Here is a 15,859-nt window from a genome sequence, read left to right as displayed (position 1 = left end):
AATTGTCTTTCATTCGATAAATAAGTTCTTTATTTGTGTTGAAATTCATTCAATAATTGTAAATTTATGGCTTAATGAATGATATTTAAGTCATGAATATTTCTCAATTATCAGATTCTGCCATACTCCATTTGATCGGAGGTTTTGTCAAAAAGAAGCGCATGGGTCTCAATAAGACCCAAGATGCATTGGCGTACGAGGCTGGGATCAGTCGATCCACGCTCAGTTTGCTTGAGCGCGGCGAAAAGGTGAATCTCATTACGCTGATTCAAGTGCTGCGTGTACTGGGTGAGTTGGGGATACTGGAGGTTTTCGAGGTCCGGCAGCAGATTAGCCCAATAGAATATATCAAGCTCCAAAAGAAGCATGAGCGTCAGCGAGTCCGCAATTCCGACATGGCTGCCGAAAATCCTCCCTCCGAATGGTAGTGGCCGCGGAAATTTGGCTTTGGGATAGACTGGCCGGAGCAGTGCTTTGGAATGAGACAGAACAGCTGGCGACTTTTGAGTTTGATGCCAATTTTTTGAAATCGGGTTGGGATATCTCCCCAATTCTGATGCCTCTGTCCCAAGGCCGGCGCCTGTATTCATTTCCCGAGACCCGACGTGACAAAGGAGATGCGTTTGATACGTTTAAGGGACTTCCCGGGCTTTTGGCTGACATGCTGCCAGACAAGTATGGTAATCAGCTAATCAACGCTTGGCTGGTTCAGAATGGCCGGCCCACAGGCAGCTTGAATCCGGTCGAATTACTTTGCTTTATCGGCAAACGAGGGGTGGGGGCTCTGGAGATCAAGCCCTCATTGCGCCAAGAAACTGCCAGTGCCAGTACTCTTGAGATGGAAAGTCTCGTTGACATTGCTTCAAAAGTGCTGAACTCCAAGCAGGGTTTTATCAGCCATTTGTCCAAGGAAGAGGAGTCGGCCTTGGCTGATATTCTCAAAATCGGGACTTCGGCTGGTGGGGCAAGGGCTAAGGCCGTGATCGCCTTTAACCCGAAAACAGGCGTAGTGAAGAGTGGCCAAGTAAAAGCTCCCGCCGGATTTTCCTACTGGATCATCAAATTTGACGGAGTCCATGATTCGCAATTTGGGGCAACCTCGGGTTATGGGCGGGTTGAAATGGCCTATTACCTAATGGCGACGGACGCTGGAATCCAGATGAACGAATGTCGAATGCTTGAGGAAAACGGTAGGGCGCACTTTATGACCAAGCGCTTTGATCGTACGGATAAGGGTGAGAAGATTTACATGCAGAGCCTCTGCGGGATCAGGCACTTCGACTTCAATCGGGTGGGATTCTACAGCTATGAGCAAGTTTTTGAGACCATGCGGATGCTTCGGTTGTCATATCCGGAAGCAGAACAGATGTTTTTGAGAATGGTCTTTAACGTGCTAGCACGAAACTGCGATGACCATACCAAGAACTTTGCTTTTCTCATGGACTGTGAAGGCAAGTGGAGGCTTTCTCCGGCGTATGACGTTTGCCATGCCTATCGGCCGGGGAGTCTTTGGGTGAGTGCTCAGTCACTCATGGTCAACGGAAAAAGAGAAGGGATAAGCGATGAGGATTTTTTGGAGGTTGCGAGAAAGATGAACATTAAAAAGCCCCTCGAGAAAATCGGACAGGTGAGGGCTTCGGTACAGAAATGGACGGATTTTGCCGAGGAGGTAAGTGTGGACGCTCCGCTGCGTGACTCGATCAAAAAGACTTTATTGGCTTAAAAGATTAGGGTAGCGGATTGTTCGGGTCGTTTGGGATGCGTAGGTTCGTTCCCAGCCTGCCGTTCAATTTCTCGATGAAGTGGGCAGAAAGGAGGGGAGAGGCTTCCTCGATGTTTTGGTGGACGAAGAAGTAGAGTTTTTGAAGACCCTGTTCTTTCCACGATTCGATGCGGTCAATCCATTCGTCTAGTCTGGTATAATCGCTGGCGACATTTGCTCCCACAAATCTCACAAAAGCCTCTTCGCTGGACAGGCGCATATGGAGCATGTCCCGACGACCGGCCGTGTCCACGATGATATTGGAGACGTGATAGCTTTGAAGGATTTTGTAAAACTCATCGGCGGCTTTTCCCTCAAACCAGGTTTTGTTTCTGACTTCGATAGCCAGCGGGACGTCCTTTGGGAATTCAGCAACGAAGCGCTCCACTCGGCTCATGTCCTTTGGTTGGAAATTGTCATGAACCTGAAGGAAGATCATACCCAGCTTTTCGTCTAAATGACTCATGGTGGCCACAAAGTTGTCCACCTCGGTCTTGACCTCGATCAGGCGCTTGAAGTGGCTGATCGTCTGAGGGATTTTTGGGAAAAACTTAAAGTTCGCCGGCGTCTTTTCCTTCCAGATGACCACCTGTTCAATTTTTGGAACCCCATAGTGCGTGGAGTTGAGCTCGATGGAGTTAAACTGCTGGGAGTAGTAGGCTAGCTCATCCTTTGTGCCTTTTGGATAGAATCCCTTGAGGTCGGTTTTGTTCCACTTTGCGCAGCCTACAAAAACTTCAAAGGGCGCATTGTCTGACTTATATTCGGCCAGAATCCGCTTGGTATCCGGATGGTCTGCTGGTAGGGTGAAATCTATGGCTTCTGGGTTGGCTACGGCTCCGAATTTCATTTTTTGGTAGGTTAAAAGTTGCCCTTAAAGATATCCCGCGACTTTGTACATCGCAATTCCAATCCATTCTTTGACAAGCTTTGTCCAGTATTCTAGGGAAAAGGGATCCGGAAAAAGTAGGGAAGGCAAGTCGTATTTCAGGTCGTGGGAGTAATAGTCTGTCGGGAAGGTTAGGGTTTTTAAGCCCACTTTGTCAAAACATCCCTTTGCGCGGTACATGTGAAAAGCCGAGGTGATTAGAATGAATTCCTGATCCGTGGAAATTCCTTTTTGCTCCAAAAATGCTTTCGTGAACTGGGCATTTTGGGCGGTGTTTTTACTCTGGTCTTCGATCAAAATGTCGGATTCTGGCATTCCTGTCATCAGCAAAAAACGCTTTAACACTTCAGCCTCCGATTGCGGATTGACAGGGTTCAGGCCTTGGCCTCCCGTAATGAGGATTTTTTTGATCTTGCCCATGCGATAAAGCTGGAGTGCATGGGTGATTCGGTCGGCGCCCTTGTTGAAAAATGTCCTATCGTAGGCTGTCTTGCCCAGGTTGGTCACGCCGGTAAGGACAATGCCGATTTCATGGTTTTCAATTTCATCGAAGGACTTGAACTCGGGCTCCCAAGCCAATAGCGCCAGATTGGAAAGAAAGGGATTGGTGAAAAAGAGCAGAAGAGTGATTCCAATCCAGAGGCTTTTCTTGCCCCATTTTCTGCGGATGAAGATTGCTCCGGCCACAATGAAAACCATTACTATGGTCATTGGCAGGGCTAGAAAGCTCAGAAACTGGGAAAGGTAGAAGAACATGGGGTGTTAGATTAAGAGCGATATCTCTGTTTTTTTCCTATTTAATTAATCTTGGGTCAAGTTGGAATGGCCGCCTTTCCAGAATTCTTACCTCTCCATAATTTGGGTGCTGGCAATTGAGTATCAAGATCGAGGAGGTTTTGATGATGCTGCTCGGGACTTGAAGGGCCAGATTTTTTCCATCTTCGATCCATCGCTGTCCAATTTCTGAAAGGATAGTAGGTGCTGGATAGTCCGACCAATTGGAAGGGAGGTCTGATTCTTTGAGTTCTAGTATAGAATTGTCAGGAAGTTCCAGGACGAGTAGATCCAAGGCTGGCGCAAGCATAGGTGGAAGGTGGACGATGATTTCCAAAAGCGCGATTTCGGGATTGACGCCCGTATATAATACTGGATAGCCTCTTTTGTTCCATCTCCCAGGATGGATTGCCGCACCCGTTCCTGAAATGTCGCCGGCATATTTAGATTTGGCGAGTCTATAGACCTGCATTTGATCAGCTGAAGACTCCGTGGTCAATACGCCCAAGTAGATCTCGGACTTTAGAAAGTCCCCCCGGAATCTCCAGAACTTCTCTAGGTTCAAATCCTCCCAATGCCATGTTGGGTAATTCGAGCCATTGGAAAAAATTGTGCTGGTTTTCAAAGACTTCTTCCCCGTATAGAAAAAGATCGGTCAGTTCGAAGATCTGGATCGAATAGTTCCTGTCGAGTTTTTTTCCGGATTTCGTCCAGCGATAGATGGTTGGCTCGGATATGTTTAGAAGTCTGGAAGTTTCAGCCTTGGATAGTTCAAAATGTGTCCAGAAATTCTCAATAATTTGGGCATCGACTCCTTCCGTGGCTATTGCTATGAAATCAAACGGGTTTCGTATTTGCCATTGCATAGCCCTTTTCCAGAGGATTTGTACTAGCTTTTTGTAGTGGGCAGTGGTCTGATAATCTTCCGTTTCGAGTATCATTTGATAGTATATTTTATCAATTGATACGAATGTAGCAAGAATGCGGTTAGAGTCAATGTGGTTTTTTTGGTCTTCGGATTTTCTGTTTCCATAGAATGGTCGTCCAAAGTCTAGATTGTAGGCATGGATTTTCTGTTTCTCTGGTTTTTTTTGGATAAAAATTCTTTTCCTGTGACTTTTCCTTAATCTGGTGGGGAAAGCTATTTTTGGGCATGAGTTCAAATCAGCCTAACCTATTGCCTTTATTGGAAAAACTTGCCAGCCAACTCGAGGGAAGCCTGCAAGTCGACCGATTAACAAAGACCCTCTATGCCACTGATGCTTCCGTCTATCGGGAGATGCCTTTGGCGGTAGCCTTCCCCAAGTCGGAATCAGACATCCAGAAACTCATTCATTTTGCGAATGAAAATGGCACCTCACTGATCCCCAGAACAGCAGGAACTTCCTTGGCTGGGCAGTGTGTGGGCAATGGAATTGTGGTGGATGTTTCCAAGAATTTCACCAAAATACTGGAATTCAACAAAGAGGAACGCTGGGTGCTGGTGCAGCCGGGCGTGGTGCGGGATGAACTCAATCGATACTTAAAACCTCACGGCTTTTTCTTCAGTCCGATCACTTCCACTGCCAACCGAGCGATGATCGGTGGAATGGTCGGGAATAACTCTTCCGGGACTACATCCATTGTCTATGGCGTAACCAGGGACAAAGTCATTTCCCTCAACACGATTCTGAGTGACGGAAAGCAGGTGGTTTTTGGGGAAATTTCCCAGGATGATTTCGACCGGAAATGTGCGCAGCAAGACCTGGAAGGCACTCTTTATCGCCAAATTTTTGACGAACTCAACAATCTGGAAATCCGGGAGGAGATCCATGCCCAGTTCCCAAAAAAGTCAATTCACCGACGAAATACAGGCTATGCTGTAGACGAATTGCTAAAAGCTGAGCTTTTTGAAGGAAAGGAAAAGTTCAACTTCTGTAAGCTACTGACAGGTTCCGAAGGGACTTTGGCTTTCACCACCGAAATAAAAATCAGTCTGGATCCGCTTCCTGAACCGGTGGAAATCGTTGTGGCGGCACATTTTGCAACGATTCATGAAAGCATGAAATCAGCTCAAGTAGCGATGAAGCACCCAGCTACTGCGGTGGAATTGATGGACAAGATCATTCTGGACTGCACCAAAGAAAGCATTGAATATTCCAAAAACCGCTATTTCGTAGAAGGAGATCCTGAGGCGCTTTTGATGATTGAATTTCGGGGGAATACCCTTGAAGAGGCAATGGCCAAGGGAGAGGCGCTCGTGGCTGACCTGAAAGCTGGAGGGTATGGCTATGCCTATCCAATCATCGAGCCTGCCAAAGTCGCTTCAGCTTGGGCTTTAAGAGCCGCGGGATTGGGGCTTTTGGGTAATATTCCTGGGGATCCAAAAGCCGTGGCATGTATCGAAGACACAGCAGTGGACATTGAAGATTTGGCTGACTACATCGATGAGGTCGATGAAATGATGGCTGGATTCAAGCAAAAGCCGGTTCACTACGCGCATGCTGGTGCAGGTGAAATTCACTTGCGCCCCATTCTCGATTTGAAAAAGGCAGAAGATGTAGAAGAGTTTTATCAGATCTCTTTGGCTTCGGCCAAATTGGTCAAGAAATATAACGGATCGCTTTCCGGCGAACATGGAGACGGACGCGTTCGTGCGGCTTTTATCCCGCTCATGGTTGGGGAAAAGAATTATGAGCTTTTCCGAAGAATCAAGTTCACCTGGGATCCGAAAAATATTTTCAATCCCGGGAAAATCGTGGACGCCGCTCCGATGAACAAATTCCTGCGCTATGAGCCGGGAATGAAGACGCCAGAGCACAAGACCATGATGGACTTTTCTTCCGTAGGCGGGATTCTTCGATTAGCGGAGAAATGCAATGGTTCTGGGGATTGTCGCAAACTTCCAGGTTCAGGCGGCACAATGTGCCCTTCCTTTATGGCGACCCGAAATGAACGCGATGCGGTACGCGGGCGGGCAAATACCCTTCGGGAGTTTTTGACTCTGGACAACAAGGAAAATGCCTTTGACCATCCGGAGATCAAGGAAGCCATGGATTTGTGCCTAAGCTGCAAGGGCTGTACCGCCGAGTGCCCATCCAATGTGGACATGGCCAGCATGAAGGCGGAATTTCTTTATCAATACCAAAAAACGAATGGTGTTCCACTTCGCTCCAAAGCCTTTGCCTACATCAATGAGCTGAATGAATTCGGATCGATCATGCCTAGTGTTGCCAATTTCTTCCTGAACAATTCCCTGACGGGTGGCTGGATGAAGTCTATCCTAAAGGTCGCTCCAGCGCGAAATTTGCCAGAAATCAGCGCGGTCAGCCTGAGAAAATGGTTTGCGAAAAACTACGAGAGCCTTCCCGGTGCAGCCAAATCCATCAAATCGGTCTATTTCTTTGTCGATGAGTTTACCAACCACAACGATACCCAAATAGGCATCAAGGCCATTTCACTTTTAAAGAAATTGGGCTATGAGGTGAAGCTCGTGGATCATGAGGAAAGTGGGCGATCCGCGCTCTCCAAAGGATTGTTGCCAAAAGCCAAAAAGCATGCAGAAGCCAACGTGAAGGCCTTTGCTCCCTTGATTGATGGAAATACGCCCTTGATTGGTTTGGAGCCTTCGGCGATTCTGAGTTTCAGGGATGAATACCCGCGCATCGTGGGGCCTGAATTGGTGGAAGCAGCCAAAAAACTCAAGTTTCATGTGAAGCTGATCGACGAGTTTTTGGCCCAAGAGGCAGCTGCTGGAAACATCAAGGCGGAACAGTTTACCTCCAAGCCCCAAAAGATCAAGCTGCATGGACATTGCCACCAAAAGGCGCTTTCTTCTGTGATTTGGACCCAGAAAATCCTTTCACTTCCGGCAAACTATACGGTAGAAAGCATTCCAAGCGGTTGCTGCGGGATGGCTGGAAGCTTTGGCTATGAGGCAGAGCACTACGAAGTGTCACAACAAGTAGGGGAGTTGGTGCTATTTCCAGCCGTAAGGAAGGCTGAAACGGACACACTGATCGCCGCACCCGGAACCTCCTGTCGCCATCAAATCGCCGATGGAACTGGGCGTAAAGCCATGCATCCTGTTGAGATTCTCTGGGAAGCGTTGAATAAATAAGGGTTTTAAAATCTTAGACTTTCTGGTTTTACTTTGATTGGTTGAGAAATACAATCTTACCTCGAGCAACTGAATGTCGCTTCAAAGCCTGTTTAGGTTATATCTTTTCTTTGTTCTTTTTTCTTGATAAAAAAGAACGAAAAAATCAAGACGCAGCAAAGCTTCCACCGCACGGGGCCGAACGCCGGCTCGCTGCTGCGTCAGCCCACCGCGCCTATCCCAAAAATGTTTGGTGCTAACAAGCTTCGGTCTTCCGTCTTCCCGCCCCAAAACCAACGGGATTTTGGCTTGCGGTACAATTGCGGTTAATCGGATTTTTTCTCAACTTATTTAGACAAAGTCCTTTTTGACTTTTTAACCCAAAATGCCTCCATTATGCTTACACCTGCCCAGCAGGAAACCTACCAAAAAGATGGTTTCCTCATCCTTTCTGGACTTTTCAGTCCGGAAGAAATTGCCCTACTGTTTTCCGTAGCCACAGACGATACCGTCACCGGAAATTCCTTTGACCTGAATGACCAAGATGGCAAGAAGACTAAATTGACCTTATGGTTTACTGCCGGAGATGATTCTTTTGGCCTGATGTCCCGCTGTCAGCGCATAGTCAATTCGGTTCAAAGTCTACTTGGGTCGGGTGAGGTTTGCCATTTTCACTCCAAGATTATGCAAAAGCAGCCCAAGGTCGGAGGAGCCTGGGAATGGCATCAAGACTATGGGTATTGGTACAAAAACGGCTTTCTTTTTCCCGAAGCGATGATTTCCGTGATGCTCGCCCTCACAGATGCAACCAAGGAAAATGGCTGCCTTCAGGTCTTGAAGGGAACCCATAAAATGCAGCGCTTTGAGCATTCCTTCGTGGGAGAGCAACAGGGAGCGGATCTGGATTTTGTCACCGAAGCTGAAAGAATATCGGAGCTGGTTTATTGTGAACTGAAGGCTGGGGATGTGCTCTTTTTTCATCCCAATCTCCTGCATCGCTCCGAGGCCAATTTAAGCGAAAAGCCGCGCTGGTCGGTTATTTCGGCCTATAATCTTTCTTACAACAAACCCTTTCGTGAGAAAAGTACCTCCTGCATTACACCCGTGGAGGTAGTTCGGGATGAGGCCATTTTGGCTAGCGGAATGCGGAAAGTGTCCGCTGCCGATTTTTTGGTCAAGGAAAAAGAGATCACCCTAAACGTAAAATAGGCATGCTAAATATTTGTATTCTGGGAGGAGGATTTATCGGGAGGTTTTATGCGGAATCGCTGATTGGAAGGAGAGGGAAAGATCAGGTTGCTGTGGTTTACGCGAGAAGGGAAGAGACAGCCAAGCGCTTTTCCAAAGATTACCAAGTTCCGGTCTGGACCACGGATATGGAAGAAGCGATCGCCCATCCCCAAACGGACGTGGTGATCATTGCCCTTCCCAACCATGTGCATGAGGAGGCGGTCATGCTTTGCGTCAAACACAAGAAGCCAGTGCTTTGCACCAAGCCCTTGGGAAGAAACGCGGAAGAGGCGCTGCGAATGACTAAAGCGGTGGAGGAAGCCGGCGTATTTGCGGGCTATCTGGAAGATCTGTGCTATACACCGAAGTTTCTGAAGTCGGTCAAAAGCGTGGAATCCGGAGCGATTGGAAGGGTTTTGTGGGCGAAATCCAGAGAAACCCATCCCGGCCCACATTCGGATTGGTTTTGGGATATGGAAAAAGCGGGCGGTGGAGCCATCGTGGATTTGGGCTGCCACTGTGTGGAGATTTCCAGGAATTTTATCGGGAAAGACGTTCTGCCTGTGGAGGTGATGTGCTGGGCGGATACCCAGGTCAAGCCCATCGAAGCCGAAGACCATGCCATTGGTCTGGTGAAATATGAAAATGGGGCGATCGGACAGTTTGAAGTTTCCTGGACTTTCAGAGGTGGGATGGACTTGAGGGATGAGGTGATGGGGACGGAGGGCACGATCTGGATCAATTCCTTTTTGAGAACAGGCTTTGAAATGTTCAGCAGCGGAGCCGGGCAAGGCTATGTCGCCGAAAAGGCGGAAACTTCCGCGGGATGGCTTTTTCCGGTAGGCGATGAAGCGCATGAACTGGGCTATCCCAATATGTTTATAGATATGTTTGAGTCCTTGGAAAAAGGGACTGCTCCAAGAGAGACTTTTTACGATGGCTATGTGGTCAATGCCATTTTGGATGCGGCCTACAAATCCGCCAAAACCAAGCTGTGGGAACCGGTTGATCTACCTCTGTGGAGAGGAAAAAGAGGCCTGAGCAAACCCTCAGTTTACAATTCTTATGATGACCATCACTGGCTGATCAAAGAGGAAATCCTGCCCAATGGGGATAAAAAGGTGATTTTGAAGGAAAAGGCAAGCGGAAGAATCTTCTCCAAAGACGAGCTGGCATCTTGAATTCTTTTTTAGAAAAGTGGAGCCCCTAAGAACGCGCTGAATGGGAATAGGGCTGAGATTTAGAATTGCATATAACGGTCATTTCAAGGATTCAATAAGTTCCAAGGGAGTAAAGATTGGAAGATGTGGCCTCGCCATTTTCAGAAAACCCTTGTCGCTGGTCACTATGGCCTGTATTCCGTTCGAAAGACACATAAAAAAGTGGATGGCGTCTTCGATGTCTTCATGGGGAGACTCCACAGCGCTCATCACGTCCAGTTTTGATCCCTCGATCAATTGAAACCTGCGGCAAATTACCCCGATGATTTCCTTGGTGATTTTAGCCCCTTTAGCTTGTGTCAAAAAATAGGAGCAGGTCTGGATCACCGAAATACTGACAAAACCGATGATTTCCCCTTGGTCTACTTTCTCAAAAAGCGAGTTGATTTCTTTTGGATTGGGACTTCTCTCGAGGAAAAAGTCCAGGATCGTATTCACATCAAAGAAGATCCTCATTGCCCCATTTTTTTCCTGGACTCGTAATATTCCTTCTTCCAGTCATAATCTTCCGGGAATTCAACTTTGGACTTGGGAAGAGACTTCATGAATTCTACCAAAGTCATCCCATTGGGTAGCGTGGACGGGGGCTTAAGTAGCGTAATGAAATGATCCTGTACCAAATCGGATACGCTTCTGTCTTGGGATTCGGCGTATTCCTTGATTTTCTCAAGCAAATCTTCCTCTATCGTGATATTAAGTCGCTTTTTCATCGCATGCGCATTGAATATAAAATATACGCATAGATCATGGAAATTGGTTCCAAATATTGAAATTTCGAATAGTGGAATCCGATTTTTTGCCGGACTTTCGAAAGAAAAGGCAAGCGGGAAAATCTTCTCCAAAAACGAGCTGGCGTCTTGAATTCTTTTTTCAGAGAAGTGGAGATGCTGAAGGACGCGCTTAAAGTTTGATGTGTAGGGGCAGTTGAAATCCGATAAAGCGAGTTTAAGTTCCTTGCCTCAGAGTGACAAGATTTCTTTGCACGATTTCGAAGAAAGGTGCTGTGCATTTGATTTTTAGTTAAATTCGAGAGAAGCGGTTAACAAGACTGAGTTCGGCCATGAAAGAATATAGAATCCCCCAGAAGGAGAAGTTCAATTTGGATACGTTCGATGAGTCGGAGCGAGTAGCCTATTCCTACGCTGATTACCTCAAATGGGACTTTGAAGAAATTGTCGAATTGATCAAAGGAAAGGTTTTTAGAAAAGCTGCCGCTCCAAATCGAAGACATCAGGAGGTTTCCGTCAACTTAACATCGAGGATTTGGGATTTTCTGAAAGGGCATCCCTGCAAGGTTTATTCAGCTCCATTCGATGTCAGGTTTTCAAGGAATCCCGAGTTTTCAAAAATCGATTCAGTCGTCCAGCCCGATATTTCTGTGATCTGCGATCCTTCCAAACTGGATGACAGAGGCTGTTTTGGCGCCCCGGATTTGATCGTGGAGATCATTTCTCCGGGAAATAGCCGTGTCGAGCTTCAAAACAAATACGACTTGTATGAGGAATTTGGAGTTCGAGAGTATTGGATAGTACATCCTACAGATTGCACCCTTTTGATCTACACCTTGGTCGATGGGAGATTTCAGCCTTCCCGACTTTTTACCTCCGGAGACCGGGTCAAGTCGACGGTACTGCCCGGCTTTTCACTCGATGTAGAGGATATTTTGTAGGATTGAAGAAATCTTTTTCAGAGCCGAGCTGGCTTCTTAAGTACCTATTCATGTAAGGAAAAAGCGAAATCTGCCTTTTTAAAATCAGAAGATTTTAGTAGGTTCGAGTCATGGCAGGGAGGAGATACGAGAGATAGGCGCAATTGCGCCTATTTTATGTTAGCTACAAGTAAAAAATGAAATATCAATACTCAGAAGATAATAAAGCTAAAGCAATAAAACGAAATAGAACGATTATGTCTGTTCAATATGGAATTGGTGCTACAGTAATGATTTATATGTTATTCAATAATTGGTCGACATTAGGAGTTGAGATAAAAGCTCCCCTATTAGTTGGTCTTATTGTTCTACCCTTCGCTTGGATTTATTTCGACAGAAACTTTCGTGCAAAATTCTCTAGCTCTTACGAGATACAAGACGATTACCTGATAATTGAAGAAAAAGGGGCTGTTAAGCACAAAATCTCTCTTGACTCTATCCGACAACTAAAAAAAATTCCAAATGGACATAGAATCGAGAGTAACTCAGGAACTGCATATATTCTTGACGGGATTGACAATAAAGATGAATTATTGAAAAAAATAAATAAAACCAGTAGCTAACACTGTATATAGCAAATAGGGGATTCGGTGGTTTACGAAAGTTAAGTGTTATTTACCAACACCGCCAAATCGTTGATTTGGCTTTTAAAGGAATAAAATAAAAACAAAATACAACGCTTTGGCTCAATGCAAAATTGAAAGTTTAGTGCTTTCTACTGCCCTACTTGCCATATACTAAACGTTGGAAATAATAGGAGTAAACAATAAAGTGATAATCAAAGATTGTAAATGGAAGGAACAAAAAAGCTCTTTTCTCAAAGAGCGATTTCTATAGCAACATATTTTGGCGGTCCTGCAGCAGCTGGGTATCTAGTTAAAAAGAATTACGAAGCTTATAACCAAGAGGATAATGGAAAAAAAGCTTTTATAATCGGAATCATCTCAACCTTTGTAGTATTTGTTGGAATATTTTCGATACCAGAACCCATAATTGATAAGATTCCAAATGCGTTGATACCTGCAATTTACTCAGGGATAATTTATTTGATCGTTGAAAGAATACAAGGACAATGGTTAAAGGAGCACAAGGAATCGGGCGGTGAATTTTTCAGCGGATGGAAAGCAACCGGCATCGGAGCGATTTTTATGGTGATACTACTTGCCTTGATTATGGGGTCAGTTTTTGTAGAGGGAGAGTTATCTCAATCTGATTTTGATACTGTAGCTTACGATAAGGAGATTGAAAGATTTGTTGAGAATGAAAGCACGTCACTCGCAGTGTTTAGCGTGATTGACACGTCCGAACCACAATATTTGATGAAGGAATTTAGCAAGGGGATTGTGTTGTGGAATGAAAACAAGGAAATAGTAAAAGGGCTTAATTCTATCGATAACTTGCCAGCTGAATTTATAGAGCAAAATAAACTGCTTTTGAAGTATTGTGATTTAAGAATACAGCATAGCGAGATAATATTAAAAGCGATAAATGAGGATACTGACAAGTATGTTGCGGAGATTGACAGAATTGGAGTGGAGATAGAAAAGATTTTGGAAGAACTTCAATAGTGACATTACCAAAGTAGAATTCCGCAATACAAAAGCCGGACGATCAATCGTCCGGCTTTTGTATTGAGAGAGGGTTCATCAAAGGGTTGGTCAATGAAGAGCTTACCTTAACTCTGATCCACATCCACCACCCAGCGTACGGAGCGGAATTCGGGGCGGGACTGTAGCTCTTCGAGGATTTTAGCGAGCTGTTCCTTAAATACAGCCTGCGTGTTTCCCGATCTATCCAGCTTGATCATACTTTCAAACTGGTATTGGTTTTTGATGCGGGCGATGATGCCTTTTTCCGGTCCCAAGACGATTTTTTTTGCCTGAACATTCGCCATCTCACGATGCAGCGCATGGGCGGCCTTTTCGGCGATTTTGAAGTCGGCATGGCGGGTGGTGATCTTCACCAGCTTCACATAGGGAGGGTAATAGAACTTCTTTCTGTCGAACATTTCCTGACGGAAAAACTCGAAATAGTCTCCTCTGAGGACTTTGTCGAACAGTTCGTTCTCGGGATTTCTGGACTGGATGACCACTTGGCCTTTTACATCACGCCTTCCTGCCCGACCTGCGACCTGCGTGATCTGTTGATAGGCGCGTTCTCCGGCTCTGAAATCTGGGAAGTTTAAGATCCGATCTCCATCCCAGATGCCCACGACGGTGACTTTGCCAAAGTCCAAGCCTTTGGTGATCATTTGCGTTCCCACCAGAATATCGATCTGCCCAGCCCCAAACTCGTCCAGCAGCCTTTGGTAGCCGTATTTGTTTCGGGTCGTGTCCAAGTCCATCCTCCCCATTCTAGCTTCGGGAAAAAGCAGACTCAGCGATTCTTCGATCCGCTCTGTGCCTATGCCTTGGGTAGTCAACTGTGTGCTTCCGCAGGCCGGACAGCTTTGCGGGATTTTTTCCTTGTAGCCGCAGTAGTGGCAGCGCAATTCCTCGGCAAATTGATGGTAGGTGAGGCTCACGTCACACTGCACGCATTGCCCTGTCCAGCCGCAATCCTCGCACTGCACGTAGGGAGAATAGCCTCTACGGTTTTGGAAAATGAGCACCTGCTCTTGGCGATCCAATGCTGCTTGGATCTTTTCACGCATCATACGGGTGGAATCCAGTTTTAGCAGGTTTTTCTTTCGGTCCGCCGAAAGGTTTGCCAGATGATACTCGGGCATGCTGGCATCTCCAAAGCGGTGCTGGAGTTCGGTCAATCCATATTTTCCTTGGGTGGCATTGTAATAGGACTCGAAAGAAGGCGTCGCTGAGCCGAGGAGCGTCCTTGCCTGATGGAAATAGGCCAGCATGATGGCGGCATCCCGGGCATGAAACCGCGGTGCCGGGTCAAATTGCTTGTAGCTAGGCTCATGCTCTTCGTCCACGATGATCAGGCCCAGGCTGTCGAAGGGCAAAAAGACGGAAGACCTCACGCCGACGACGAATGAAAACCTCCCGCTGAGGACTCCATTCCACACCTCAACCCGCTCATTGTCGGAATATTTGGAATGATAGACTCCCATCTGCGAGCCAAAGACCTGTCTGAGGCGACTGACAATCTGTGTGGTCAAGGCGATCTCGGGCAGCAGCATCAAGACTTGGGAACCACTTTCCAAGACTTCCTGGATCAGCTTGATGTAGATTTCGGTCTTGCCGCTCCCGGTCACGCCATGCAGCAGCACGCATTGCTTGCTTTCAAAATGGGTTTTGATCTCCTCGAAGGCAGCCTGCTGTGTGGACGAAAGATCGTAGGCTTCGCGCTCGGCTTTTTCCTCCTCAATCCGGTTGACCACATGCTTGAAGGATTCGAAAATTCCGTTTTTGATCAGTGTTTTCAGTGAGCTTTCCGAATCGCCTTCTTCCAAAAGGGATGCTTTGTCCAGTCCGTTTTCATTCAATTTGGGATTTTGAAAAACCGGCACGTCCCGAAGGTATTTCAGAAGGATGGACTCTTGCTTGGGCTTGCCTTGGACGGTTTCAAATATTGCCTGGAGCGCGTTTTTGTCCGCTGCGAGCTCGGGTACCAGCCTGACTCTGGTTTCGACTTTCGGCGTGTATTTTTCTTGCACCCGTTCGAAAATCAAGATCGCTTCCTTGGCGACCAAGCTTTTCAGAATGGGGTGAATTGTCTTTACTCCGAGGATTTTTTCGCAGTCCTCGTAGCTGAGTTCATCCTTGTTCTCGAGTGCTTCGAGGATTTTTTCCTCACGAAGGTCGAGCGGGTATTTACTCGTTTCCGGGTTAAAATTCGGATTGAGCTGGATCTTGCTTTCGGAGGAAAGCCGAAGTCCAGAAGGCAAGGCCGCGAACATCACCTCGCCGATATGGCAACAGTAGTATTCCGCCATCCAAACCCAAAAGCGGATTTGAAGGGGATTGACGCTGGGCTGTATATCCAGCACGTCGAGAATGGGCTTGGCTTCGTAGGCTTGGGGAGGCTTGTTGTGCACCTTCCCGATGATGCCCGTCAGCACTTTCTTTTTGCCAAACTGCACGATCACCCGTGCCCCAATCTGAATTTGGGACCGCAGCAAAGCGGGGATTTTGTAAGTGAACATCCGGGGAATGGGGACGGGCAGGATGATATCCGCGAAGTTGTTTCCGCCGCTTGTTTCCGCCAAATCCTGTTCTGCAAAGAGACTTTCCACCAA

The 15,859-nt window shown here is 46.7% G+C and carries 15 protein-coding genes; 8 read left to right on the top strand and 7 right to left on the bottom strand.

All coding sequences use genetic code 11. The features are described 5' to 3' along the window. Positions 1-92: 92 nt before the first annotated feature. The gene (locus J0A67_RS11985) at positions 93-428 is read left to right on the top strand and encodes a helix-turn-helix domain-containing protein (RefSeq protein ID WP_206569562.1); all 336 of its coding nucleotides are present in this window, start codon (positions 93-95) and stop codon (positions 426-428) included. Further along, positions 422-1,723, top strand: coding sequence for a type II toxin-antitoxin system HipA family toxin (locus tag J0A67_RS11980; RefSeq protein WP_206569561.1), 1,302 nt, complete (start codon positions 422-424; stop codon positions 1,721-1,723). The genes J0A67_RS11985 and J0A67_RS11980 overlap by 7 nt, the downstream gene beginning before the upstream one ends. 4 nt (positions 1,724-1,727) lie before the next feature. Here J0A67_RS11980 and J0A67_RS11975 read toward each other — a convergent pair whose 3' ends face one another. From J0A67_RS11975 to J0A67_RS11960, 4 genes are read right to left on the bottom strand one after another with little or no spacing between them, the layout of a single operon-like run. Next, positions 1,728-2,612 (bottom strand): DUF72 domain-containing protein, encoded by an 885-nt coding sequence (locus J0A67_RS11975; RefSeq protein ID WP_206569560.1) that lies wholly within the window; start codon positions 2,610-2,612, stop codon positions 1,728-1,730. A 24-nt stretch (positions 2,613-2,636) separates the two neighbouring features. After that, on the bottom strand, positions 2,637-3,407 hold the full coding sequence (locus J0A67_RS11970) for a YdcF family protein (protein ID WP_206569559.1): 771 nt from the start codon (positions 3,405-3,407) through the stop codon (positions 2,637-2,639). A gap of 37 nt (positions 3,408-3,444) precedes the next feature. Next, the gene (locus J0A67_RS11965) at positions 3,445-3,897 is read right to left on the bottom strand and encodes an RES family NAD+ phosphorylase (RefSeq protein WP_206569558.1); all 453 of its coding nucleotides are present in this window, start codon (positions 3,895-3,897) and stop codon (positions 3,445-3,447) included. Between the two features lie 4 nt (positions 3,898-3,901). Further along, entirely contained in the window at positions 3,902-4,366 is a 465-nt protein-coding gene (locus J0A67_RS11960; protein WP_241265155.1) for an Xre family toxin-antitoxin system antitoxin, read from the bottom strand. Between the two features lie 212 nt (positions 4,367-4,578). Between J0A67_RS11960 and J0A67_RS11955 the strand changes: the two genes are divergently transcribed. The 3 genes from J0A67_RS11955 (at position 4,579) to J0A67_RS11945 (ending at position 9,914) form a co-directional block, all read left to right on the top strand. Next, on the top strand, positions 4,579-7,524 hold the full coding sequence (locus J0A67_RS11955; RefSeq protein WP_206569557.1) for an FAD-binding and (Fe-S)-binding domain-containing protein: 2,946 nt from the start codon (positions 4,579-4,581) through the stop codon (positions 7,522-7,524). A gap of 375 nt (positions 7,525-7,899) precedes the next feature. Further along, entirely contained in the window at positions 7,900-8,712 is an 813-nt protein-coding gene (locus J0A67_RS11950) for a phytanoyl-CoA dioxygenase family protein (RefSeq protein WP_206569556.1), read from the top strand. Between the two features lie 2 nt (positions 8,713-8,714). Beyond that, on the top strand, positions 8,715-9,914 hold the full coding sequence (locus J0A67_RS11945) for a Gfo/Idh/MocA family protein (RefSeq protein ID WP_206569555.1): 1,200 nt from the start codon (positions 8,715-8,717) through the stop codon (positions 9,912-9,914). Between the two features lie 78 nt (positions 9,915-9,992). On the opposite strand, the gene J0A67_RS11940 is transcribed toward J0A67_RS11945, so the two are convergent. Both J0A67_RS11940 and J0A67_RS11935 read right to left on the bottom strand, forming a co-directional pair. Then, positions 9,993-10,409: a type II toxin-antitoxin system VapC family toxin gene (locus J0A67_RS11940; protein ID WP_206569554.1), complete on the bottom strand. Its 417-nt coding sequence runs from the start codon at positions 10,407-10,409 to the stop codon at positions 9,993-9,995. Beyond that, a complete protein-coding gene (locus J0A67_RS11935; protein ID WP_206569553.1) occupies positions 10,406-10,663 on the bottom strand; it encodes a DUF6364 family protein in 258 nt (85 codons plus the stop codon). Before J0A67_RS11935 ends, J0A67_RS11940 begins: the two co-directional genes overlap by 4 nt. A gap of 350 nt (positions 10,664-11,013) precedes the next feature. Here J0A67_RS11935 and J0A67_RS11930 point away from each other — a divergent pair, with 350 nt between their 5' ends. The 3 genes from J0A67_RS11930 to J0A67_RS11920 all read left to right on the top strand — a co-directional run bounded on the left by J0A67_RS11930 (position 11,014) and on the right by J0A67_RS11920 (position 13,229). Next, on the top strand, positions 11,014-11,622 hold the full coding sequence (locus J0A67_RS11930; RefSeq protein WP_206569552.1) for a Uma2 family endonuclease: 609 nt from the start codon (positions 11,014-11,016) through the stop codon (positions 11,620-11,622). Between the two features lie 176 nt (positions 11,623-11,798). After that, entirely contained in the window at positions 11,799-12,224 is a 426-nt protein-coding gene (locus J0A67_RS11925) for a hypothetical protein (RefSeq protein ID WP_206569551.1), read from the top strand. A gap of 228 nt (positions 12,225-12,452) precedes the next feature. After that, positions 12,453-13,229, top strand: coding sequence for a hypothetical protein (locus J0A67_RS11920; protein ID WP_206569550.1), 777 nt, complete (start codon positions 12,453-12,455; stop codon positions 13,227-13,229). A gap of 107 nt (positions 13,230-13,336) precedes the next feature. Here J0A67_RS11920 and priA read toward each other — a convergent pair whose 3' ends face one another. Beyond that, positions 13,337-15,856: a replication restart helicase PriA gene (gene priA, locus J0A67_RS11915; RefSeq protein WP_206569549.1), complete on the bottom strand. Its 2,520-nt coding sequence runs from the start codon at positions 15,854-15,856 to the stop codon at positions 13,337-13,339. Between the last annotated feature and the right edge of the window lie 3 nt (positions 15,857-15,859).

This window comes from Algoriphagus aestuariicola (assembly GCF_017254835.1).
In the GTDB taxonomy this organism is placed as follows: Bacteria; Bacteroidota; Bacteroidia; order Cytophagales; family Cyclobacteriaceae; genus Algoriphagus; species Algoriphagus aestuariicola.
This window is presented reverse-complemented; position numbering and strand designations above follow the sequence as displayed.